Annotated in this window: 11 protein-coding genes; all 11 read left to right on the top strand. The window is 61.8% G+C overall.

Annotated elements, in window-relative coordinates; translation table 11 throughout:
* Positions 1–133: 133 nt before the first annotated feature.
* The 11 genes from gspE (at position 134) to AC07V4_RS25380 (ending at position 25,697) form a co-directional block, all read left to right on the top strand.
* Positions 134–1,552, top strand: a complete 1,419-nt coding sequence (gene gspE, locus AC07V4_RS25330) for a type II secretion system ATPase GspE (protein ID WP_492637994.1) — start codon at positions 134–136, stop codon at positions 1,550–1,552.
* Complete coding sequence (gene gspF, locus AC07V4_RS25335) at positions 1,552–2,763, top strand: type II secretion system inner membrane protein GspF (protein WP_492637993.1); 1,212 nt, start codon at positions 1,552–1,554, stop codon at positions 2,761–2,763. Before gspE ends, gspF begins: the two co-directional genes overlap by 1 nt.
* A 486-nt stretch (positions 2,764–3,249) precedes the next feature.
* The gene (locus AC07V4_RS25340; protein ID WP_492637992.1) at positions 3,250–4,422 is read left to right on the top strand and encodes a substrate-binding domain-containing protein; all 1,173 of its coding nucleotides are present in this window, start codon (positions 3,250–3,252) and stop codon (positions 4,420–4,422) included.
* 193 nt (positions 4,423–4,615) lie between these two features.
* Positions 4,616–17,107 (top strand): filamentous hemagglutinin family protein, encoded by a 12,492-nt coding sequence (locus tag AC07V4_RS25345; protein WP_492637991.1) that lies wholly within the window; start codon positions 4,616–4,618, stop codon positions 17,105–17,107.
* A gap of 990 nt (positions 17,108–18,097) precedes the next feature.
* Positions 18,098–18,691: a transposase gene (locus AC07V4_RS25350; RefSeq protein WP_492638109.1), complete on the top strand. Its 594-nt coding sequence runs from the start codon at positions 18,098–18,100 to the stop codon at positions 18,689–18,691.
* Between the two features lie 77 nt (positions 18,692–18,768).
* The gene (locus AC07V4_RS25355; RefSeq protein ID WP_492637990.1) at positions 18,769–20,349 is read left to right on the top strand and encodes a ShlB/FhaC/HecB family hemolysin secretion/activation protein; all 1,581 of its coding nucleotides are present in this window, start codon (positions 18,769–18,771) and stop codon (positions 20,347–20,349) included.
* A 24-nt stretch (positions 20,350–20,373) separates the two neighbouring features.
* Positions 20,374–22,173: a DUF2341 domain-containing protein gene (locus AC07V4_RS25360; RefSeq protein WP_431751067.1), complete on the top strand. Its 1,800-nt coding sequence runs from the start codon at positions 20,374–20,376 to the stop codon at positions 22,171–22,173.
* Between the two features lie 11 nt (positions 22,174–22,184).
* Positions 22,185–22,610, top strand: a complete 426-nt coding sequence (locus tag AC07V4_RS25365; protein WP_431751068.1) for an ExbD/TolR family protein — start codon at positions 22,185–22,187, stop codon at positions 22,608–22,610.
* 3 nt (positions 22,611–22,613) lie between these two features.
* A complete protein-coding gene (locus AC07V4_RS25370; RefSeq protein ID WP_492637989.1) occupies positions 22,614–23,318 on the top strand; it encodes an energy transducer TonB family protein in 705 nt (234 codons plus the stop codon).
* A 33-nt stretch (positions 23,319–23,351) separates the two neighbouring features.
* Positions 23,352–25,052 (top strand): putative porin, encoded by a 1,701-nt coding sequence (locus AC07V4_RS25375; RefSeq protein ID WP_492637988.1) that lies wholly within the window; start codon positions 23,352–23,354, stop codon positions 25,050–25,052.
* 18 nt (positions 25,053–25,070) lie between these two features.
* Positions 25,071–25,697 (top strand): DNA repair protein, encoded by a 627-nt coding sequence (locus tag AC07V4_RS25380; RefSeq protein ID WP_492637987.1) that lies wholly within the window; start codon positions 25,071–25,073, stop codon positions 25,695–25,697.
* The last annotated feature ends 4 nt before the right edge of the window (positions 25,698–25,701 follow it).

Here is a 25,701-nt window from a genome sequence, read left to right on the forward strand (position 1 = left end):
AGGTGCCGAGTGTTGGGGCAAGAGCGTTTTGCTTACTTTTGCGCTTTTCAAAAGTGAGCCGCTGTAAGAGCGGAACCGATATCAGCCTTCACCAAAAAAACGGATATGTACCCCGTAAAAAAGGGCCAAAACCATGAGCCTACTCCCCTACGCCTGGGCCAAATCCCAACGCATCCTCCTGCGCCCCAGCGAGCAAGGCATGCTCCTGACCATCTGCCCCTCAACCCCCGGCTGGTCCATCAGTGAAGTCCACCGCCAATTCGGCCAAGCCCATCTCGAACAAGTCCGCGACGACGAACTCGACGGCCTGCTCACCAGCGCCTACGCCGACACCGGCAGCGCCGCGGCCGTGGTCGGTGCCGCTGAAAACGAGGTGGACCTGGACCGCCTGATGCAAGACATGCCCGAGATCACCGACCTGCTCGACACCCAGGACGGCGCGCCGGTGATCCGCATGATCAACGCCTTGCTCACCCAGGCCGCCCGGGACGAAGCCAGTGATATCCATATCGAACCCTACGAAACCCATTCCGTGGTGCGCTACCGCGTCGACGGCACCCTGCGCGACGTGGTGTCGCCGCGCAAGGCGCTGCATGGCGCGCTGGTGTCGCGGATCAAGATCATGGCTCAGTTGGATATCGCCGAAAAACGCTTGCCCCAGGATGGCCGCATCGCCTTGCGTGTGGCCGGGCGCCCGATCGATATTCGCGTGTCGACGGTGCCCACCGGGCATGGCGAGCGGGTAGTGATGCGCCTGCTCGACAAGCAGGCCGGGCGTTTGCAACTGGAAACCCTGGGCATGGAGCCGCAGCTGCTGGCGCGCCTCGACACGTTGATCCGCCAGCCCCACGGCATCGTGCTGGTCACCGGACCCACTGGCAGCGGCAAGACCACCAGTCTCTATGCCGCGCTGGCGCGGCTGGACGCGAGCACCAGCAATATCCTGACCGTGGAAGATCCGGTGGAATACGACTTGCCGGGCATCAGCCAGATTCAGGTCAATGCCAAGATCGACATGACTTTCGCCCTGGCCTTGCGTGCGATTCTTCGCCAAGACCCGGACATCATCATGATTGGTGAAATCCGTGACCTGGAGACCGCGCAAATTGCCGTGCAAGCTTCGCTCACCGGCCACTTGGTACTCGCCACCTTGCACACCAACGATGCGGTGTCGGCGGTCAACCGCTTGATCGACATGGGCGTGGAACCGTTCCTGTTGGCGTCTTCCTTACTGGGTGTGTTAGCGCAACGCCTGGTGCGTCGCCTGTGCCCCCATTGCAAGCAGGAAGATCCGGCCGCACCTGGCACCTGGCGCCCGGTGGGGTGCGCGCAGTGCAATCAGATCGGCTACAGCGGACGTACCGGTATCCATGAGTTGTTTTGCGTCGACGACGACGTACGCAGCCTGATCCACCAGGGCGCAGGCGAGCAGGATTTGCGCCTGGCCGCCCGCCGCGCCGGGATGTTCAGCATGCGTGAAGACGGTGAGCGTTGGGTACGCAGTGGTACCACCGCGCCCGAAGAAATCCTGCGTGTGACACGGGACGCCTGATGAATCGCTATCGCTATGAAGCCGCCGATGCCAGCGGCAAGGTCGAAGCCGGGCACGTGGAGGCTGATAGCCAAAGCGCTGCGTTTGCCACTTTGCGAGGTCGAGGCTTGACCGCGTTGCTGGTGCAGATCGAAGGCAATCAGCAAACGGCGGCAAGCAGCAGCCTGTTCAGCGCCAAACTATCGGATAACGACCTGGCCTGGGCCACGCGTCAGTTGGCCAGCCTGCTGGGCGCCAGCCTGCCGTTGGAAGCAGCGCTGAGCGCAACGGTGGAGCAGGCCGAGAAAAAACATATCGCCCAGACCCTGGCCGCAGTGCGCGCCGATGTACGTGGTGGTATGCGCCTGGCCGATGCCCTGGCGGCGCGGCCTCGGGATTTTCCGTCGATCTACCGTGCGTTGATCGCGGCGGGGGAGGAGTCCGGCGATCTGGCCCAGGTGATGGAGCGTTTGGCCGACTACATCGAGGAACGCAACAACCTGCGTGGCAAGATCATGACCGCGTTTATCTACCCGGGCGTGGTCGGCCTGGTGTCCATTGGCATCGTGATTTTCCTGTTGAGCTACGTGGTGCCCCAAGTGGTCAGCGCATTCTCCCAGGCACGCCAGGACCTGCCGGGGCTGACCCTGGCGATGCTCAATGCCAGCGACTTTATCCGCGCCTGGGGCTGGTTGTGCTTTGCCGGGATCGTCGGCGGTTTCTGGGGGTGGCGCCTGTACCTGCGCAACCCCGTGGCGCGGCTGAGCTGGCACAGCCGGGTGCTGCGCCTGCCGCTGATTGGGCGCTTCGTGCTGGGCCTGAACACCGCGCGGTTCGCCTCGACCCTGGCGATCCTCGGGGGGGCCGGCGTGCCGTTGCTACGAGCCCTTGAGGCGGCGCGCCAGACCTTGTCGAATGATCGCCTGAGCCAGTGCGTCAACGAAGCCACCGCGAAGGTGCGCGAAGGCGTGAACCTGGCGCCGGCGCTGGCGTTGGAAAAAGTCTTCCCACCGGTGTTGATCCACCTGATCGCCAGTGGCGAAAAAACCGGCTCGCTGCCGCCGATGCTCGAGCGTGCGGCGCAGACCCTGTCCCGGGATATCGAACGCCGCGCCATGGGCATGACGGCATTGCTGGAGCCGCTGATGATCGTGGTGATGGGCGCGGTGGTGCTGGTGATTGTGATGGCGGTGTTGTTGCCGATCATCGAGATCAACCAACTGGTGACCTAACCACTGAAGAAACACAAATCAAAAATGTGGGAGCGGGCTTGCCCGCGATGGCGGTGGGTCAGTGGCAAAGGGGCTGTCTGAAACCCCATCATCGCAGGCAAGCCAGCTCCCACATTTGGAATGATGTTTATTGGACAGCATCTTATGAATTCCCGACGGCTGCCCCCCAACCTCGGGTTCCTCATTCCGTCATATCCGAAGCCTTTCGACACAGCCCACGCCGCGTCCAGAAAAAACGCACTGAAACCCCGCTGTCACCTACGCCCAAACCGCTCAAAAACATGACCGAAACACCCGAGAATCTTTTGCAAAATCAAGCGCTTCCTCCCGAGGTTTTTTCCTTTTGCTGTCATCGGATGCTGCGAAATTTCTTACCCATGGCCTCAGCCCTCGCCACCCCCGGTACACGGCTTGGGATCGAAGCCATGGCGTCATGCAAGAGCCATCTACCCCTCAACGTACAAACACGATGAAAGGAGCTTCTTCATGTTTAAGCGCAACGTTCTCGCGGTATCCATGACCCTCGCTGCACTGTGCTCGGCACAGGCTGCACTGGCTGACATCAACGGCGGCGGAGCGACCCTGCCACAACCTCTGTACCAGACTGCTGGCGTGCTGACTGCCGGTTTTGCCCCGTACATCGGTGTGGGCAGTGGCAAAGGCAAACTGGCTTTCATGAACAACGATTACAGCCAGTTCGTGGCCGGCGTTAAAAACAAGAGCGTGCACTGGGCCGGTAGCGACTCCAAGCTGACCGCGACTGAGCTGCAGGACTACCAGACCTACAACCAGCCAGGCTGGGGCAAGTTGATCCAAGTGCCGTCGGTCGCCACTTCGGTTGCTATTCCGTTTAATAAGGCGGGCGCTGCTGCCGTCGATCTGAGCGTCAACCAACTGTGTGGTGTGTTCTCTGGCCGCCTGACTGACTGGAGCCAGATTGCTGGTTCAGGTCGTACTGGCACCATCAAGGTCGTTTACCGCAGCGAATCGAGCGGCACCACTGAGTTGTTCACTCGCTTCCTCAATGCCAAGTGTGCCGAAGCACTGCCTTTCGCAGTGACCACGACGTTCTCCTCCAGCTACGGCGGTGGTGTACCTTCGGGCGCGTTGTCGGCGGCTGGTAGCCAGGCCGTCATGGATACGCTGAACGCCCAGGATGGCGCTATCACCTACATGAGCCCGGATTACGCCGCCACCACTTTGGCCGGTCTGGATGATGCCACCAAGGTTGCCAAGGTAGCCGGTGTCTCGCCCGCGCCTGCCAACGTTTCCACTGCCATCGCTGCCGTACCGGTTCCGGCTGCCGCCAACGTCGCCAACCAGAACGCCTGGGTGCCTGTGTTTGCCGCCGCTGCCAACCCGGCTGACCCAAGCGTCGTCGCTTACCCAGCGACTGGCTACCCGATCCTGGGCTTCACTAACCTGATCTTCAGCCAGTGCTATGCCGACGCTACCCAGACCTCCCAGGTCCGTACCTTCTTCACTCGTCACTATGGCGACAGCACCCTCACCAACAACGATAACGCCATCCGCAACAACCGTTTCGTGCCACTGCCAGCTTCCTGGAAAACCGCGATCAACGATAACTTCCTGACCGCCTCCAGTGCACTGAGCATCGGTAACGCCAACGTTTGCAACGGCATCGGTCGTCCGCTGTAACCCAACGCTTGAACCCCCGCAACACCTGATCAGCAACGGCTTGTGCCGTTGCTGATTTTTCGTTTGTGCAGGTTGTTAGCCGGTCTCTATGAACTTTGCATGACAGAAGTTCAGTCCCGCCCTGCGCCAACCGCCTAACTCCCATACGTGTGCCTGTCTTGCCCCTGGCGATAACAAAGAAGGATGATTCCCGATGGTCCGCTGCAAATCACCGGTTAACCTGAAAGCCCAAGGCCTAAATGCCCAGACGGTGCTGCGCCTCAAGCCCCTGGCCCATGCCATTGCCTTGTTGATGATCGCGGGCAATGCACAGGCGGCCACGGCGTTCAGTTCCGGCTGGTTTGCCGACAAGGGCGCGGCTCAGGCGGCGACCGCGGCACGTACCGGTGCGGGGCAACTGCCGGGCATTCCGTCGTTGAACCAACAGGCGCAGGTCAAACAGCAGTTGGCGCGCTCCATCAGCACGCTAAATACTAGCGTCGCGGCCATTGCGGCCCAACAAGCGGCGCAGGCGGCAGGTCGCCAGGCCGCGTTTGGACAGGTGTCCAATGTTCCAGATGGTTTGGGTAAAGGCGGCCTGCAGGTCGACAACAGCCTGAGCCAAGGCTGGACCAATGCCAAGGGCCCGACCCAGGCCCAGGCGGGTGGACAGACTACGGTGACCATCGAGCAGACCGCCGACAAGGCGATTCTAAACTGGGAAACCTTCAACGTCGGGCGCAACACTACTGTGGATTTCCAGCAGCAGGCCAACTGGGCGGCGCTTAACCGTGTCAACGACCCCGATGCGCGCCCCAGTCAGATCCAGGGCCAGATCAAGGGCACCGGCACGGTGATGATCATGAACCGCAATGGTGTGGTGTTCGGCGGCTCCAGCCAGACTAACGTGCGTAACCTGGTAGCGGCCGCGGCGACCATCACCGATGAGCAGTTCACCCAACGCGGTCTGTATGTGGATGCCAACGGTACCCAACCGACCTTCACCGATGCAGTGGGTAAGGTCGAGGTTCAGCGCGGTGCGTTGATCCAGACCCACAACCCGGTCACATCCACCGACGCCGGTGGCTATGCCTTGCTACTGGGGGCGGAAGTGGAGAACGCCGGTACGATCATCACCGCCAAAGGGCAGACGACCTTGGCAGCCGGTGACAGTTTCTACATTCGCAAGGGTGTCGGCACGGCAGGCAACGACCGCTCGACCACCCGAGGCAATGAAGTGGCAACCCGCCTGAAGGCCGGCAGCGCGGCGGGCACGGTCACCAACAATGGTTTGATCATGGTCGCCACCGGCGATATCACGCTGACCGGGCACCAGGTGCAGCAAAATGCTGTCGCCCTGGCCAGCACGTCGGTGGATACCCGTGGCACGATTCACCTGCTCAACGCTGCCAACGACACCACCGGCAGCGTCACGCTGGGGCAGGGCAGCGCCACCGCGATTATGCTGGATGCCAGTGGCAGCACGGCATTCGATAGCCAGAAGAACGCCGGCCTGACCAAATACGATGGCCTGGCTGCCAACCTGATCACGAGCCAGTTCAACAACCTGAGCACCGTGGCCGACCGTACTGATCAGTCGCGTATCGAAATCGTCAGCGGCGGTACCGTGGATTTCCAGAAGGGCTCGATCACCTTGGCCACCGGCGGCCAGGTAGCGGTCAGCGCTGGACAGCGCAGTCTGGTGCGCGATGGCGCGACGATTGATGTGTCCGGTGCCGTTGGCGTGAAGGTGGCGATGGAAGCCAACTCCGTCAAGATCAATGTGCAGGGCAACGAGCAGCGCGATGCGCCGGTCAACCGTGAAGGCGGGCAACTGATCAACAACGATGTGTGGGTCGACCTGCGCGAGTTGGTGTTTGTACCGGCGGGCACTCATGGCTACGCCACGGATCGCTGGTATACCGCAGGCGGCTTATTGGAAGTCGGGGGCTACCTCGGCACGCAAGGCCACTCGGTGGGTGAGTGGATGGCCCAGGGCGGCACGGCGACATTTACCGGCAAGGATGTGGTGACCCAGCAGGGGGCGCAGATCAATCTGTCGGGGGGCACCGTGGATGTGCAGGCCGGTTATGTCCAGCAAACCTGGCTCAAGGGTCCCGATGGGCGTTTGTATGAGCTGTCGAAAGCGCCGGGGGATATTCTTTATTCCGGCCTCTACAAAGGCTTCGAGGACGCCAGCGCGCGCTGGGGACGTACCGATTACTACTACAACCCGTTGATTGCTCCGCAACGTCGCTACGAGGCCGGTTATACCGTCGGCCGGGACGCCGGCAAACTGGTGGTTGGCACGGCCAGCGCGGTGCTGGAGGGCCAATTGGTCAGTGACGTGTTCCAGGGTGAGCGCCAGACCCAGGCACCGAACATTAACCTTGATGGCTACCAGCAAGCCCAGAAGGCCAGGGCCCAGCGGGCGCAATTGATCATCGGGCAATACACCCCGGTCTATGACAAGGCCACCGGTACCTTGCGTTACGCGTTGGGCACCAACACCGACCAAGTGCTAATCGGCCCAAGCACGCAGAATATTGCCAATGGCCTGGACCTCTCCACCGTGCTGCCGGTAGATCGACAAGGCAAGATATTGCTCGACAGTGACCAGCTCAATGGCTTCCAGTTGGGTTCGCTCAAGGTAGGCGCCAAACAGCAAGTCACCGTCAATGCTGCGCTTAGCGTGGCGGACGGCGGCGACATCACGCTCTATGGTCCCGGTATCAAGCTCAACGCCAATCTGACTGCTCACGGCGGGAGTATCAATGCCGGTAACGTGCTTAACCAGGTCAACCTGGCTGGCGGCAATACGGTTGCCGATGTGATCCTGCCAGGTAATGGTTCGATCGACGTTGCGGCGGGGGTCAAGCTGGATGCCAGCGGGCGCTGGAGCAACTTGCCGTTGGCGCCGACCAGCACGGCGGGTATGCCCTACCTGAACGGCGGCAAGGTCTCGTTGCGCAGCACAGGCAATGTGAGCCTGGCCAATGCCAGTGCGGTGGATGTGTCGTCCGGTGCCGCCTACGGGCTGGATGGCCAGTTCAGCGGCGGCAAGGGCGGCAACGTGACCTTGAGTGCTCTTGGTGCGTTGGACTTGGGGGGCGATATTCGCGGCTACGGTGTCACCGGCGGCGGCACTCTGGCGCTGCAGGCGCGCAAGGTCCAGATCGGCGACGGCGCCACTGCTGCCGGCACCTTGAAGCTGGCGGGTAATGACTTCGACAAGGGGTTCTCGGCCTACGACATCACGGGCAACGAAGGGCTGCTCGTCACTGACGATACACGGGTCGATGTGAGCCTGCCGACCTACCGCTTGGGCGCACAGGCATCGACCACAGCCAGTGGCGTTGACCCGGCTATCGCCCTGGAACGCTGGGTTTCACCGCTATACCTGGAAGATGCAACCAAGGGCGTGTTGACCCAGCGGCGCGGTGCCAGCCTGAGCTTGACAGCCGGCACTGTGGACACCACTGCCACACAGATGGCAAGCACCGCCTTGACTGTGGGACAGGGCGCGGTGATTTCAGTCGACCCGGGCCAGGGCATCAATCTGCGCAGCGTCGGCCAACTGACGTTGAACGGCACGCTCAACGCCTGGGGCGGTAACGTCAGCCTGGGTGGCCTGACGACGGCCGCGTCGGAGGCCGTGAATGCCGCCGGCCACGACCGGTCGATCCGGTTGGGTGAGCAGGCGCTGATCGATGTGTCGGCGCGGGCAGCCACAGCGGTGGACAACCGTGGACGCACCTATGGCCTGGTGCGCGATGGCGGCAAGATCAGCCTCGGCGGCGAGATCGACCTGGCGACTGGCATTGCCAAGGCCAGCGATCTGTTTGTGGTCGTACACGACGGTGCGCGCCTGGAGGCGTCCGGTACTCAAGCCATGCTGAATGTGCCGGGGCAGGGTGCAATGCAGGTAGCCAGCAATGGCGGGAGTATCAGCCTGGCGTCCAATAACGGCCTGTACCTGGACGGTAGTTTTGTCGCCAGGGCGGGTGGTGTTGGTGCTGCGGGCGGCAGCCTCAATGTGGCGTTGGAGAGCCCCTACTACAGGAAAGAATTGGTCACGGACCCTGTGCTTAACGTCCGCGAATTCGTGCTGGGTCAAACGAGTCATCCCCAGGTGTTGGCCAGCGGCCTGCAGTACGGTCACGGCCGCCTTGGCGTGGATCAGGTCAGCTCAGGTGGCTTCGATAACCTGGCGCTGTTGAGCAACGGCCTGTTGAGCGTCGAGGGTGATGTGACATTGAACATGGGGCAGAGCCTGCGCCTGTATAGCCGTGGCTATGGCTTGCGTGACAGTGCCTCCGCCAACACGCACGTCAACGTGTCCGCACCTTACCTGTTGCTGGCAGGCATCCTGGCGCCGGAGGAACCCGGCAGGGACTTTTATGTACGTCCGGTGCCGGTGTTGCCTGAACCCTCGCAACGAGCCACCCAGGCGCAGTTCAATGCCAGCGGCAACCTGATCGATGTGGCGGGCAGCGTGGTGTTTGGCAATCACAGCAGCCTGCGTCAGGCAAACGCCAGCCTGGCCCGGCTTGAGCGTCGTGGTTTCGACCAGGTCAACCTGACCAGTCAAGGCGATCTGCGCTTTCTCGCGGGGGGCGATCAGGTGGTGCAAGGTGTTAACACCCAATTGCTCACCCAAGGCGATATGACTTTGCGCGCCGCGCAGCTGTACCCCGGCACGCAAGTGGGGGCCCGGGTGATTGCGGGTTACCTGGGTAATTCGAACACAGTCGCCTTTGGCCTGGAGTTCAACCCCCTGCGTACGTTGACGATTGGTCGCGTAGGCAATACGGAGGCGGTCGTGCCTTATTCGGCGTTCGGGCGGCTGCAACTGGGGGCCGCCACGGTTCGGCAGGGCGGCGTGGTGCGGGCGCCCCTCGGGTTGATCGATATCGGCAGCATGGGCAGTAGCCTCGTGCAATTGCTGCCGGGCAGCGTGACCTCGGTGAGTGGCAAGGGTCTGGTATTGCCTTATGGCGGTACGCTGGATGGGCAAATCTATAAATACAACGGCAAGAGCGTGACATTCCTCGGTCAAGGTGGCTTGGCCAATACCAACAGTGACTTGAGCGTCGGTGTCATCCTGGGAGGCAAGTCGGTGGCGGTGATGCCCGACGCGGCCCTGGACTTGTCCGGTGGAGGGGAACTATTGGGGGCAGGGTTCATTTCCGGACGCGGTGGTTCCACGGATGCTCGTTACAACCCGTTGGTGCAGTTTGGTACCAACGGTGGGTTTGTGCTGCCGGGCCTGGCAACCAACCCGGTTTACGCCATTGTGCCTGGTGTGCAACCTGGTGCGGCACCCGTGGCACCGGAGGGCGGCGCCGTTGCACCGCTGGTGGGCCAACAAGTCACCATTGGCGCAGGTGTGCCAGGGTTGCCCGCCGGCACCTATACCCTGATGCCTTCCACGTATGCGCTATTGCCCGGTGCGTTTCGCGTTGAGGTCAATGGCCTGAGCGGGCCGGGCAGTGACACCGCGACCACGTTGATGCGCAACGGCTCCTGGGCCACCGCCGGGCGTCTTTCCGTCGCCCATACGGGGATCAGCAACAGCCTCGACAGCGCGTTGATCCTGACTTCGGCCGATACCCTGCGCCGTTATTCCCAATATAACGAAACCAGTTATGCCGCGTTTGCCAAGGCCGATGCAGCCAGGCTCGGTGTGCCACGGCCCTTGTTGGAAGCGGATGCCAAGACGTTGAAACTGGCGATACGCCCTGGCGGTGAGGCGGATGCATTTACCTTCCAGGGCAACGGCCGGTTTGACGCTGCTGCGGGCGGTTATGGCGGTACAGTGGCGGTGATTGATGCTGCCCGAGGCGGGATTGAAGTGATCGCCGCTGGCCAGCCCGCCACCAAAGGCTTCGCCGGTATTACCCTCAACGCCGATAGCCTTAATGCCTTGGGCGCATCGCGATTGATGGTTGGTGGTATGACAGCGGTGACATATGGCCAAGGTGGCAACTTCATCGGCCTGGCCGGCGGCCTCAATGGCGCCAATAGCACGGTCACGCTGCGCGAAGGTGTGACACTCGCAGCGCCGGAAGTCTTCCTGGTCAGCAACACGGGGTCGATCGTGGTGGAGCAAGGTGCTTCGATCAATACACTTGGCCGTGGCAAGGCCAGCTATGACGCCCGTGATGGCTATATCTATCAGGTCGCCAACGTACTGGCGGTGTCCAATGGCTTGCTCAATATCATTGGCCAGGTTCAGCCGGGCGGGGTGATCAGCGGTGGCGTCAAGGTCGGCGTGTGCAGCAGCGGCCATTGTAGCGGGCAGACCGGGCTGTATTCCGAAGGCAGCATCGTGGCATTGACCGACAACACCTTCGAACTGGGCGATCAGGTGCGTTACGGCACCCGTCACCTCAATCTGGGGGTGAGCACCTTCAACCTCGGCAGCGCCGACGCCCTGGCCACCATGTCCGCAGCCGGGCGCTTGCCGGCTGGCCTGGTTCTGAACCAGTCACTGCTCGACCGTCTGCTACGCGGTGACACGCAGTCCGGCGCCCCAGCCCTGGAGACATTGCAGCTGTCGGCTCGCGACAGTTTCAACTTCTATGGCACCACCTCATTGGATACCTTTGACGCAGTGACCGGCAAATCGCTGCTGAGCAACCTCATGCTGTCGACTCCGGCGATCTATGGTGCCGGTGACACTAACGATGTGGCTACCGTGCACACCGCCAACTTGATCTGGCAAGGCGCGACCAACGGACCGGGTGCTGTGATCACGGGGGGCGCGGGCACTGGTAGCGGACGCCTGGTCGTCAATGCCGACCGTATCGAATTCGGTTATGGCGAATTTGCCCAGGCCAGTACGACCAAGACTTTCGACCGCCTGGTCCTGGGCTTTGCCGACGTCAACCTGAATGCCAGTCAGCGCATAACCGCCAATCATAGGGGCAGTCTGGCGGTGTACCAGAGCCAGGGCGATTACGATCCGGTCCAGGGTTTTCAGTACAAAGGCGGCAACCTCAGCCTCCGCACGCCGTTGATGACCGGTGAGGCCGGCTCGGTCAACCGCATCACTGCTGGCGGCGCGATTGATGTGGCGTCGTCTGCAGGCCCGCGTGGTACGGCTGATGGCCAGGGGGCCGAGTTGGCCCTGCAAGGCGAAAGCATTCGCCTGGCCAGTGCGGTGGTGCTGCCTAGCGGCAAAGTCAGCCTAGGTGCTCAGGGTGACGTGGTGTTGACTGACGCTGCCTCAATCGACGTCGCCGGTCGTGGCATCAAGTTCAATGACGTGACGAAATACGGCTGGGGTGGCGATGTATTGCTGGACAGCCGCCACGGTGATATTCACCAAGCGGCGGGCTCGACGATTGACCTGTCGGCCCAGTACAACCAGGCCGGCTCACTGCGTGCCGTGGCGACCGATGCAGCGGCAGGCAACGTCGACCTGCTGGGCAAGATCCTCGGCAGCAGCAGTGGCTCGTACGACGCCGGGGGCACTGCCGTGCCTTATCTGGCCGGTACAGTGGAAATCCAGGCCCAGCGCCTGGGGGGCGGTGGTGCGCTGAACCAGTCGTTCGCCGACCTCAACCAGCGTCTCAATGAAGGCCAGGTGTTCGGGGCACGCAGCTTCCAGCTCAAACAGGGCGACCTGACCATCGGCAATGACCTCAAGGCCACTACGATCAATGTCTCGGTGGATCACGGCAGCCTGCGGGTCACGGGCCTGGTGGACGCCAGCGGCGAGCGGGTGGGCAGTATCAACCTCGCGGGTAAAAAAGGCTTGAACCTCGACGCTACGGCCGTACTGGATGCCCATGGCAGCCAGCTGCGGGTGGACAGTTACGGCAAGATCATCGACTCACCGAACCGCGCGCGGGTGGTACTGGGCTCCGGCGATGGTCTGCTGACCCTGGCCGATGGTGTGCGCATCGACTTGCGTCACGGCACACAGGCACAGGGCAATGATGGCCGTAATCGCGGCACCCTGGAGTTGAATGCGCCAAGGTTGATCAACACCGATGGCAGCAGCAATGACGTCAACATCGACGCTCGCGGTCGTCTGGCAATTCAAGGTGCCCGTTCAATCGTCCTCAATGGTATGGCGCGCTACGACGATGCGCCGGTGAAAACAGACCTCACGACGAGCGGCCGCCCTTACCAAGTGATCGATCAAGCCTATCTGGACGGCAAACATGCCCTGAGCACGGCATTCATCAATGCGGCACTGCAAAACAATGACCTGCTGCAAAACAGATTGGCTGGTTTGAACAACGCGACTTATGCCGACGCCTTCCACTTGCGTCCCGGCGTGGAAATCGTCAGCAACACCCAGGATGGAGACCTGGTGGTGCAGGGTGACATCGACTTGTCCGGTTATCGCTATGCCAGCCTTAACTCTCGTACCCAGAAAACGTCGGTGTACGGTTCCGGTGAGTCCGGCAGCCTGACCCTGCGTGCCGGTGGCGACCTGAATATCTACGGTAGCCTTAACGACGGTTTCGCTGCGCCGCCGGAAACCGTGGATGACAAAGGCTGGGTGCTGCTGTCCGGCAAGGATTTCAGCGGTGGCGATATCGTGGTGCCAGGCAACGGCGTGACCCTGGCCGACGGCACGGCGTTCCCGGCGGGTGCGACGTTGAACTATGACGTGAGTATCAGGGGGCTGATGGTCGCGGCGGGTACTCGCTTGCCGGTGATGGCTATCCTGGATCAGACCTTGGTACTGCCGGCCGGCACGGTGCTGGCGGCGGCGGTACGCGACGCCTCGGGCGCCCTTCTGTTTGCGGCCGGCACTTTGCTCAGCGAAGCCAAGACCCTGGCTGCCGGCACACAGTTGGATGCAGGAAGCCTGTTGACCCAAGGTACCCAACTGCTTGGCATGCGCTGGCCCAAAGGCGTGCCGCTGCCACAGGTACACGAAGGGACACTGATGAACAGCGTCGTCAGGCTCAATGGCAACCAGGTTCTGCCGCGTGGGGCGTTGATCCCTGCCGGCACTGACGTCAAGTTGCCAAACGGTGTGGCTTCGGTAGAACTGCGTCCGGAAATCGCCGGGCGTCAGGGCAAGCAGTGGGCTATCTCACCCATGCTTGCCGAGGGTTCGCAATCCTGGTCATTGCGCCTTGTGGCAGGGGCCGACACCGACGCGGCGGACAGCCGCCTGCTGCAACCCCACCCGCGCACAGGTGACCTGCGCCTAGCCGACAGTCACTACGGCATGTTTGCCAAGGAAGTGCCGAGCAAAGGCGTACTCACCTGGACTGCCAAAGTGGTGGCGGACCTCGCGGGGCTCGGTATCACGGTCAAGGTGGGCGACCCGGTCGACCAGAAACTGCTCGATGAGTTGGGCATGGGTAGCATTGAAGACTTCTGCAGCTACAACCCGGGTTACTGTGCGGTATTGAGCCGTTATGTCTGGACCGAAAAGGCCGAGAAGTCATTGGCCAACAGCGGCATTATCGTCAAGGCCGGTACGGTGATCGAACAGAGTTTCCTCGATCAATACAACGTCCCTTCCGTTGAGGGCTTTTGCAGTGATTCGCCGGGTTTTTGTGAAGCCCAGGCAGGCAAGGAGTATGCGGCAACACCGTCCAGCTCGCGCTTCAGCGTGATCCGTACCGGCACGGGTGACCTGGAGTTGCTCAGCGGCGGTAACTTGAGCATGGACTCCCTGTACGGGGTCTACACGGCCGGTACTTCCTCTGCTGCGACCCAGTCGGGCGATCCGTATAACCAACCCAAGGCCCTCAACAACACAAAAACCGTGCTGAATGATCCTCAGAGCTACTTTGAGAAATTCGTCAATGGTTCCACCGACAACCTGTACCGCGCCTGGTATCCGGAGGCGGGCGGCAATCTGACGGTCGCGGTGGCAGGCAACCTGACTGGCAACATTGCCAGCCGCTCCACTTCACCGAGCCTGCGCCCCGACCCTAATGACGCCGGCAATGACTCGGCGGCCATCGGCAACTGGCTATGGCGCCAGGGCAGTGGGAACGTGGTCACAGGCGGGCAGCCGCAGCCGACTGCCTGGTGGATTAATTTCGGCAGCTATACCGCCGATGGCCCGGTCGACCGGTTGGTGGGTTTCACCGGGTTCGGCACCTTGGGCGGCGGTAATCTGAACGTCAATGTGGAGGGGGATGCCGGGCTATTGAAACCGCGCACCAATGGTGCCGCCGACCCGACATTGAATCCGCGTACCCAAGGCCTCGTGCTTGCGGTCGGCAGCACTGGTCGCGTGGCCAGCGACGGTAGCCTGTTGCTGACCGGCGGGGGGGATCTGCAACTGCGCGTCGGCGGCCAGTTGAACCCGCTTGGCGAAACGGGTATTGGGCACAGCAATGGTGTGCTGGCAGACATTCGTGGGCATGCGCAGGTGCGTAGCGGCTCGATGGGCAGTCTCGATCTGGTGTATGGCAGCATTGCCCGTGACCAGAGCCCGGGTGAAACCCGTGCCTTCGACCCGATGGTATCGACGCGTGGGGTTTCCCGTGGCGCAATGACGTTGGTGCCAGGTGATGCCACCTTCAATGTGCAGACCCTGGGTGACCTGATCGTGCAGAACGTCGAAGACCCTGGGCGTGTAGTGTTGCCCAATGCATCAGCATTTACCCAGGGCGGCCAGCAGGGCACCGGTTCCAGCTGGTTCACCTTATGGACTGCGCGGACGGCTATCGACCTGTTTTCCTCGGGGGGCAACCTGACGCCATTGTCCAACAGCCCTGTGAGTGATTTGGCAGTGGTTTATCCATCGATTCTGCGAGCGACGGCGGCGGGAGGCAGTATTTACTACGGCAAGTCCGCGGCCTCGTCGGCTTTGGACGGCTTCAACACCGCGCCTCTGTTGTTGGCTCCCGGGCCTGACGGGCAGTTGCAGTTGCTCGGCTACGACTCCATCTATGCCGGTGGCCTGACCGTCAGCCAGTCCGGCTCGGACCTCAGTGCGGTGGCTACGCCTGGGCGGCCGGGGTTTGAAGGTTTGATTGGCGGCCGCGTGGTGACCAGCAACCTGTCTGAAAGTGGTAACACGGGCGCGAACCTGCCGTTGTTTGCGTTTGGTCCAGGCAGTATTACGGCAGTATCAAACGGCAATGGCGAGCCGTCGCGCTTCTATGCACTGACGGGGGACTTGGTGGGTGTGAACAGTGGTCGGGTCATCCGTTTCAACAATATCACTGGGCAACATGCCGGGTTGACCTGGTACGAAGGTCGCGGCCCGGTGTGGATGATGGCGGGGCGGGATATCGTCAGCAGTGCCACTGACAGTTCGATTGATTCCGTCAGGTCCACGGGCAACCTGTTCATCCACAATAATCCCGGCGACATTTCGATCGTGTCGGCAGGACGAGACATTCTGTTCAGTAACTTCCAGGTGGCCGGTCCTGGTCTGCTGGAGCTGACGGCGGGGCGCAATATCTATATGGGCGATGCGGTCAGTGTGACCAGTATTGGTCCAGTGGCTCCCGGCGATACTCGACCGGGCGCGAGCATCGTGATGCAGGCCGGCATGGGCCGTAATGGCTCGGACTACCTGCGTTTCGTCGAGACTTACCTCAACCCCGCGAACTTGGCGCAACCGAGCGATTCGATCCAAGGTGGCAAAGTCGCCAAGACCTACGAAAAGGAACTGGTCACGTGGTTGGCTGAACGCTTTGGTTTTGTCGGCGACAGCGAGCAGGCCCGCGCTTATTACGCCGCACTGCCCGCCGAGCAACAACGGGTATTTGCCCGTGATGTGTACTTTGCCGAGCTCAAGGCGGCCGGCCGTGAATACAACCAGGACGGCGGCGTGCGTCAAGGCAGCTACCTGCGGGGCCGGGCGGCGATTGCCGCGCTGTTCCCGAGCAAAGACGTGGCAGGTAACCCGATTACCTACCAGGGCGATATCACCCTGTTCGGCGGTGCGGGTGTGCACACTGACTTCGGCGGTTCGATCCAGATGCTCACCCCCGGAGGCAGCCAGACGTATGGTATTGAAGGTGCGGCGCCACCGTCGACGGCAGGCGTGATCACCCAGGGAGCAGGGGATATCCAGCTGTATTCCATGGGCAGCATATTGCTCGGCCAGAGTCGCGTCATGACCACTTTCGGTGGTTCCATCATGGGCTGGACTGCTGAGGGCGATATCAACGCCGGGCGGGGCTCCAAGACCACCGTGGTGTACACGCCGCCAAGGCGGGTCTATGACAATTGGGGCAACGTGAACCTGTCGCCCGCAGTACCGAGTACCGGTGCGGGGATTGCCACGCTGAACCCGATCCCGGAGGTACCGGCAGGAGATATCGACCTGATCGCGCCATTGGGCACCATCGATGCGGGTGAAGCGGGCATTCGGGTGTCGGGTAACGTCAATATCGCCGCCTTGCGTGTGGTCAACGCGGCGAACATCCAGACCCAAGGCAAATCGTCCGGTGTGCCGGTGACGGCGGCGGTGAACACTGGCGCGATGACTTCGGCCAGTGCGGCAGGAGCGGCGGCGTCCCAGGCGGCGGAGGATGCCGCGCGCAGCCAGCAGGCGGCGGCGAAGCAGGGCCGGGCGTCAATCGTGACGGTGGAGGTGTTGGGGTTTGGCACTGAGCCAGTGCCACGTGAGCCTGAGCCTCGGCAGAAGACATCCGGTTACAACCCGAACAGCCCGGTGCAGGTGTTGGGCGCGGGGCCGTTGAGTGAACAGGCGCAGGCGCGGTTGACGGATGAGGAGCGGCGGCAGATCAATTTGTAAGGGTTTTGGAAGGACCTCTCGATGTACCGTTTGGGGCGATCAGTGATTGCCCCGTTTTTTTTTGCTTTGGGGTTGGGGACATATCCGTTATTTGGGTAGCGGCTGCTATTGGTTCCGCTCTTACAGCGGGTCACTTTTTGAAAAGCGCAAAAAGTAACCAAAAACGCTTCGCCCCAACACTCGGCACCTCGCCTAGGCTCGGTGTGCCCGAACGCAGGCTTGAATCCGTGGGCCGCCGCCACGCGCCATCCATGGCGCGGGGCGGCTAACCCGGCGTCCTGCCGGGTTGCCCACGGATTCAAGCCTGCGTTCGGCCAGCGTGTTTAACGGGGCGCTCCAGATCAAAAGCAAAAGCGCGGCGGCCTTAGAGCCGACCGGTTTCTGGCTGTCGACCTCGGTCAAATGTGGGAGCTGGCTTGCCTGCGATGGCATCAGTTGGGTGTACCTGATTCACCGAGGTGTCTGCATCGCAGGCAAGCCAGCTCCCACAGAAAAGCAGATCTGATGCTGCTCTGGCTCTGGTTCTGGCTTTGTTTTTGATCTTGATTTTGATCTTAGGCGCCCCGTTAAACACGCTGGCCGGAGTTCGGCATGGATTTGGGGGGTAAACCGGCAGGACGCCGGGTTAGCCGCCCCGCGCCATGGATGGCGCGTGGCGGCGGCCCCCCAAATCCATGTCGAATTACGGGCACACCGAGCCTAGGCGAGGTGCCGAGTGTTGGGGCAAGAGCGTTTTGCTTACTTTTGCGCTTTTCAAAAGTGAGCCGCTGTAAGAGCGGAACCAATAGAGGCCGTTACCCAAATAACGGATACACACACAACAAGCCCAAGTTAAAAAATTGCCCCCCAATCAATCCCAAATGAAGCTTTCATGACAAAAGTTCGGTAGCCCGCACCCACTCCCGTCTTGCCTATGTAACGCGCTGGAGGCGATCAAAAGTCCCCTCCAAAGCCGTCAGCAGGACGCCAGGAGTGGGGCACATGGGAACTATGGAACGTTACTCGAAAGTCGGCATGCAGGAGCTCGATCAGCGCCTGTCGAAGATCGTCGAAGCCGCGCGCAAGAAGCCGGTTTCGGTGTACCGCTACGGCGCGCCGTGGGTGTGGATCGTCTCCCAGGACGATTGGCAGGGCGCCTTGAAGGAAGTCTCCAGCTACATCCCCGCCGGCCATTCTCTGGTGTTGCTGCGCCCGCAGATCGACGAAGTGCTCGACCAGCACCGCGACCTGCTCCAGGCCGAGCCGGGCATGCTGATCGCGCCACACACCGTGGTGCACATCCTGCTGCTGCAACTGCTGTATTCGGTACCCAGCGAGCAGCAACTGCATGAACAGCTCAATTACAACCTGCTGTTCCGCTGGTTCGTCGGCCTCGACCTGAACCAGCGGGTGTGGGGCATCCACGCCCTGCAGCGCGACATCGCCACGTTGCTCAACAACCCGCATGCGGTGCAACTCATCCAGAAAATCATCGGTGAAGTGTTTTGTGGCGCCTTGCTGCACATGCCGGAGTTCTCGTTGAACTTCGCCTTGTTGCATACCTGGCTGGCCCGGCACAGCCATCTTTCGACCACCAGCAATTGAGCAGGCTGAACGCCGTGCAATCGGCGAAGGCGCACAACTTTTTTAGACAACTCTTTTTTAGACAACCGGGGGGCGGTGTGGAGCATCTGTTCAAGTCAACGCTGGCGCTGTGCCTGACGCTGGGGGCCTTGGCTCAACCCGCGTTGGCCGAGGAAGAGGGCGCGGCACGCCGGGTAGACGTCAACGAGTACTTCGTGCGCGGCAATACCGTGCTCGATGCGGCCGCCATCGAGGAAGCGGTGTACCCGTTCCTCGGCCCGCAAAAGACCCTCGGTGATATCGAAGGCGCCCGTGACGCGCTGCAGAAAATCTATCAGGCTCGTGGCTACCAGTCGGTGTTTGTCGAGCTGCCCGAGCAGAAAGTCGATGACGGCATCGTCTATCTGCAAGTCAGTGAAACCAAGGTCGGCCGGGTACGGGTGGTGGGTGCCAAACACTATTCTCCGGTGGAAATCCGTGAAGAGGTGCCGGCGCTCAAGGAGGGTGCAGTACCCGATTTCGCCAGCGTGCAAACCCAACTGGCCGGGCTCAACCGCGGCGTGGGGCGGCAGGTGACGCCGCTGGTACGCGAAGGGCAGCGCCCGGGCACCATGGATGTCGACTTGCAGGTCGAAGACCAGAACCCCTGGCACGCCAGCATCGGCCTGAACAACGACTACAGTGCTGACACCAAGGAGCTGCGCTCGGTGGCGACCGTGGGTTATGACAACCTCTGGCAACTGGGCCACAGCATTTCCCTGACCTACTTCACAGCACCCGAGGACAGCAGTAATGCCAAGGTCTGGTCGGGCTCCTATAGCGCACCGTTGAATGATCGCTGGACCTTGCAATTTTCGGGCTACCAGTCCGACAGCAACATCGCCACCATCGGCGGCAGCAACGTGTTGGGCAAGGGTCATTCCTACGGCGTGTCGGCTATCTACAACCTGCCGGCCAGTGACAAATGGGCCAATTCGTTCTCTTTCGGCGTGGACTTCAAGGACTTTGACGAACAGCTGAGGCTGGGCAGCAGCAACGACCAGGTGCCGCTCAAGTACGCGCCGTTCACCTTCGGCTACAACGGCTATCGCTACAGCGAACAATCCAGCCTGGGCCTGGGATTGAACCTGGTGGTAGGCACCCGCGCGTTCTTCGGCTATGGCAGCGACTCCCAGGAGTTCGAGTACAAGCGCTACAAGGCCAGTCCGAGTTTCGCGGTGCTCAAGGGCGACGCGAATTACACCTACACCTTCGCCAATGATTGGCAGTCGGCGACCAAGGGCGGTTTCCAACTCGCCTCCGGGCCGCTGGTGTCCAACGAACAGTATTCCGCTGGCGGCGCCACCTCGGTGCGCGGCTACCTGGCGGCGGAGCGCACGGGGGACGAGGGCATTCTGTTTTCCCAGGAAATGCGCACGCCGTCCCTGGCCAAGTTTCTCGGCAGCTATGTGCAGGAATGGCGCTTCTACGCGTTCGCCGAAGGTGCGCGCCTGCGCCTTCAAAAACCCCTGGCCGAGCAAGAAGACGAATACAGCCTGGCCAGCGTTGGCCTGGGCACCCGCGCCAGTTTGAGCAAATGGTTATCCGGCAGTCTGGATTGGGGCTACCCGCTGCTCGATGGACCGAACACCCAGAAACAGGATTCGCGACTGCACTTCAGTGTGCAGGCGACTTTCTGACCTTTTCTTCCGGAGACTTCACCCATGCAACGCCTATTCCTGAGCCTGTTGATCTGCCTGGGCTTCACGCTTCCAGCCACCGCCCATGCCTGGTGGCAGGACGACTGGCACTACCGCAAACAGATCACCGTAGACACCACCGCCCAAGGCGCGGCGATCAACCAGGCCCTGGGCCGTACCGCATTGCTGGTACGCCTGCACACCGGCAATTTCACGTTTGATGGGGTCAAGGATGACGGCGCCGACCTGCGCTTTGTCAGTGCCGATGACAAGACCGTGTTCAACCACCAGATCGAAAGCTTCGACCCGTTGATGGGCATGGCGCTGATCTGGGTCGATGTGCCCAAGGTCGAAGGCGGCCAGCGCCAGGACATCTGGATGTACTACGGCAACCAGAAAGCGCCGTCCACTGCCAACGGCCAACTGACGTTCGACCCGAACTACACCGCGCTGTATCACTTCGACGGCGCCAACGGCACACCGCCACGGGACACCACCGCCTATGGCAACACCGCCGTGAATGCCACCGGCGCCAGCATCGACGGTGTGATTGGTCGCGCCTTGCAGTTCGGCGGTCAGCCGTTGTTGCTGCCGGCCAGCCCGTCGTTGCAACACGCGGCCGGTGGCGCGTTCACCTTCAGCGCCTGGCTGCGTCTGGACCAGGCCAGTGGCGAACAAGTGCTGTTGGCCCGTCGCGAGGGACCGCACAGCCTGTTGCTGGGTGTGAACCAAGGCAGTCCGTTTGTGGAGGTTGACGGCCAACGCGCTGCCTCGACCCAGCCGCTGAACCCTGGCCAATGGCAGCACCTGGCGTTCACCGCCGAGGGCGAAAAGATCGCGTTGTACGTCAATGGCCGCGAAACGGCGAGCCTGGCGGTGGCGCTGCCGGCGTTCAATACGCAATTGGCGCTTGGTGCCGATCTTCCGGAAGCCGCCAGCGGTCACCAGCCGTTCGCTGGGGCAATCGATGAGTTGCGTCTGTCAAAGGTCGCTCGCCCAGCCTCGCTGTTGTTGGCCGATGCCAGTGCCCAGGGCGCCGAGTCGAAACTGGTGGCTTACGGTGTGGATGAAGAGCAGTCGGGCTTCGGTTTCGGCAGCCTGGGCTTCCTACTCAAGGCCGTGCCGGTGGATGCCTGGGTGATTATCCTGGTGCTGGTGGCGATGATGTTCCAGTCGTGGTTCATCATGCTGCGCAAGAACCGCATGGTCAGCCGAGTGAGTGCGGCCAACGAGATCTTCCGCGGCGAATTTGCCCAAATCGGCACCCGCCTGGAGATGTACTACGACGACACCGTCTTGGCCGAGCGCCTGCAACATTCTTCGTTGTGGCGCCTGTACCGCGTGGCGATCAAGGAGATCCGCACGCGCCGCGCCCAAGGTGCCGACACGTCGTCGGTGTCGGCGGCCACCATCGAAGCCATCCGCTGCTCCATGGACGGTGTGCGCACCCGGGAAAACCAGGCACTCAGTTCCAAATTGTCGACCCTGTCCAACGCCATTGCCGGCGGCCCGTATATCGGCCTGCTGGGCACGGTGCTGGGGATCATGGTGGTGTTCCTCGGCACGGCCATGGCCGGTGACGTAAACATCAACGCCATCGCCCCGGGCATGGCCGCCGCGTTGCTGGCCACGGCCATGGGCTTGTTCGTCGCGATTCCGGCCCTGTTTGGCTACAACCGCCTGATCACGCGCAACAGAGAAGTCAGCGCCGATATGCGCGTGTTCGTCGACGAGTTCATCACTCGCCTGGCGGAGATGCACGGCGAGAGCCAGTCCAGCGAAACGGCGCACCGCCGCGAGCAGCACGCCCCTGTGTCGGCCTGAGGAGAATCGCCATGGCTAGCGTAAATGCCTCCCACGACGATGACGAAGATGCCGCCGTCGACAGCATCAACATCACGCCCCTGGTGGACGTGCTGATGGTGGTGTTGGTGATGTTCATCCTCACCGCCACGGCCCAGGTTTCGGGTATCCAGATTCATCTGCCCAAGGCCAGTGCCTCGGTGTCGCTGTCCGAAGCCAAGACCAAGGCCATTTCGGTGAACGATGGCGGCCAGGTGTTCCTCGATGCTTACCCGGTGACCCTGGCCGAGCTGGAAGATCGTTTGCGTATCGAGAAGGCGCAGAGCCCGGATTTTCCGGTGATCGTGCGCGGTGATGCGTTGGTGCAGTACCAGAAGGTGATCGAGGTGCTCGATCTGCTGCGTCGACTGGAGCTGTCCCAGGTCGGGTTGGTTACCGGCAAACCGAGCCAGGGCTGAGCCATGACCGCACAGATCCCGATGCCGCCCCTGCCTGTGAAGAACAAGCCGCCTCTGCGCCCATTGAAGTGGGGCGTCGGCCTGTTGCTGGGCGCCGTGGCTGCCTGGTTCTTATGGCAGTGGGCCAATGACATGAGCGGCGTGCGCCGTGAAGCGCCGAAGGTGCCGACCATTATCCCGTTGCCGCCACCACCGCCGCCACCACCGGAAAAGCCCAAGGAACCTGAGCCTCAGGTTGAAGAAAAGATCCCGGAACCGGAGCCCACCCCAGAGCCGGAAGAGGTCAAGCCGGCAGAGGAAGCACCGCCGTCACCGGCCGATGACTTGGCCAACCCGATGCAGATCGATGGCGATGCGCAGTCCGGTAACGACGGTTTCAACATCGGCGCGGGCAAGGGCGGCGGCATGGCCGGTTCCGGCGGTGGTGGCTTGGGCACCGGTACGTACAAGCAGTATTTGGCAGGGGTGTTCCAGCGCCTGTTGAGAGAAGACCCGGAGTTACGCAAGAAGGCTTACGCGGTGCAGGCCGATTTATGGTTGAGCGCCGAGGGTCAGGTGACGCGGGCTGAGTTGGTGAAGTCCAGCGGCGACGCCGAGACCGATGCACAAGTACTCGCCGCGTTGCGTGCGCCCCATGCCACGCAGCGCGTACCGGCCGCCGTGACGATGCCGGTACGGCTGTCGCTCAAGGGCCGACGCCCGGATTGATCAAACCCCATTTTTGACAGGAGTTGCGTACACATGATTTCCCCCGTGAATCGACTGACCCTGGCGGTCGGCATGGTCATCGCCACCCTGGTCGGCCAGGCGTCGGCAGCACCGGTTGCGCCATCGGAAAACGTCACGATCAATTTGATCCGTTTGCTGGTGCAGCAAGGTGTATTGACCCAGGACGCCGCCAATGGGTTGATCGCCCAGGCCGAACAACAAGCCCAGCAGGCCCGCCAGGCCAATGCCGCGCCGGTGGTTGCCAGCGGCCCGACCGCAGCGCCTGGCGATGTGCGCGTGCAGTACGTGCCGCAGGCCGTGCGTGACCAGATCCGTGACCAGGTCAAGGCTGAAGTCATGGCCACCGCCAAACAGGAAAACTGGGCGCAGCCCAATACCTTTCCGGACTGGGTGTCGCGCATCACGTTCGATGGCGATATCCGCCTGCGAGACGAGTCGCGCTATTTCTCGGGTAACAACAGCAATGAAATCGTCGACTACGCCAAGCTCAACGAGAGTGGCCCGTACGACGTCAACAAAGACACCAACACCAAGTTGCCGCCGTTGCTCAATACCACCAAGGACCGGCAGAACCTGTTCCGCCTGCGTGCCCGCCTGGGCATGAAAGCGGTGATCTCGCCGGAATGGACCGCTGGCATCCGTATCGGTACGGGTTCCGACAACAACCCGGTGTCCACCACCCAGACCCTGGGCGGCGGCTTCGGCAAGAAGGACATCTGGCTCGACCAGGGCTACATGAGCTGGAAGGCCAGCCCGGACCTGACCCTGACTGCCGGGCGTTTCGCCAACCCGTTCTATTCCACCGACATCCTGTATTCCCCGGACCTGAACTTCGACGGTATCGCCGCCAACTTCAACCATGCGCTGAGCAACGAGTGGGGCGTATTCGGCACCCTGGGTGCGTTCCCGGTGGAGTACACCTCCGACGCCGCCAGCAGTAACGGTCTGGATAAGGAAGACAGCGACACCAAATGGTTGTTCGGCGGCCAAATGGGCGCCAACTGGAAGATCAACCGCAGCAACAACCTGAAGGGCGCGGTGGCCTACTACCACTTCGACGATATCGAAGGTAAACGCTCCAGCCCTTGCTCGCCATGGGCCGGACAACCTGCGTGTGACAGCGACGGCTCGCGCCTGGCTTTCATGCAGAAGGGCAACAGTGTGTTCCTGCTACGCGACATCGCGCCCAATCCGGCGACCCCTGGCCTGACCCCGCAACCGCAGTTCGTGGGCCTGGCGTCCAAGTTCGACGTGCTGGACCTGAACCTGGCCTGGGACACCGAACTGCCCAGCGACTTCAAGCTGCGTACCCAGGGCAACTACATCCACAACCTGGCGTACGACAAGGGCGAAATGCTCAAGCGCAGCGAAGGCCAGATCGTCAACAACATCAACAGCAATGGCCAGTTTGAAAGTGGCGGCAACGCGGCGATGGTGCAGTTCACCCTGGGCAACGCCTTTGAGATGCGCAAGCGCGGCGACTGGAACGTGTTGGCCGGTTACAAGTACATCCAGCCGGATGCCTTGCCCGATGGCTTCAACGACTCCTCGTTTCACCTCGGTGGCACCAACGCCAAGGGCTACTTCATTGGCGGCAACTACGGCATCGACAAGAACATCTATGCCAGCGCCCGTTGGCTGAGCGCCTCCGAAGTGTATGGCGCGCCGTTTGACATCGATGTGATGCAACTGGAACTCAACACGCGCTTCTGATGCGCAGGGAGATGCCACATGAACAGGCGAATAGGCGGGCTGCTGTTGTTGCTGGTTGCCACCGGTGCATCGGCCGAAGGCATGGAGGAGCGCCTGCGTACCCAACTGCGCAGCACCACCCAGCAGTTGCAGGCGCTGCAAAGTGAACAGGCCCAGGCCAGTGCCGCACGGCTGGCCGCCGAGGCCCAGGCCAAGCAAGCCCAGGTGCAGATCAAGCAGCTGACGACCGAACTGGAAAAGGCCCGCGGCGTGGCCGAGCAACTGGCCGGCCAGCAGCAGAGCGTGCACAGCCAGGCGCAAGCCCAGGTGGCGGCGAGCAACGAGCAGATCGGCAAGTTCAAGAAGGCCTATGACGACCTGCTGGTGCTGGCCAAAGGCAAAGAAACCGAACGCGCCCGCTTGCAGGCGCAATTGACTGAACGTGACACACAAGTGCAGCAATGTTCAGCCAAGAATCAACAGATGTACGGCGTGGCCCAGCAGATTTTGGCCGCCTACGAAAAAATCGATGTGGCCGAAGTGATGAGCATCCGCCAACCTTTCGCCAGTGGCGCGCGGGTGAAGTTCGAGGAACTCGCCCAGGGTTTTGGCGATGAGCTATACCTTAATCGGTTTGATGCTCCACACACCGCGCTTAATCAATGATCAA

The sequence above is a fragment of the Pseudomonas sp. GW821-FHT03A09 genome (assembly GCF_059421065.1).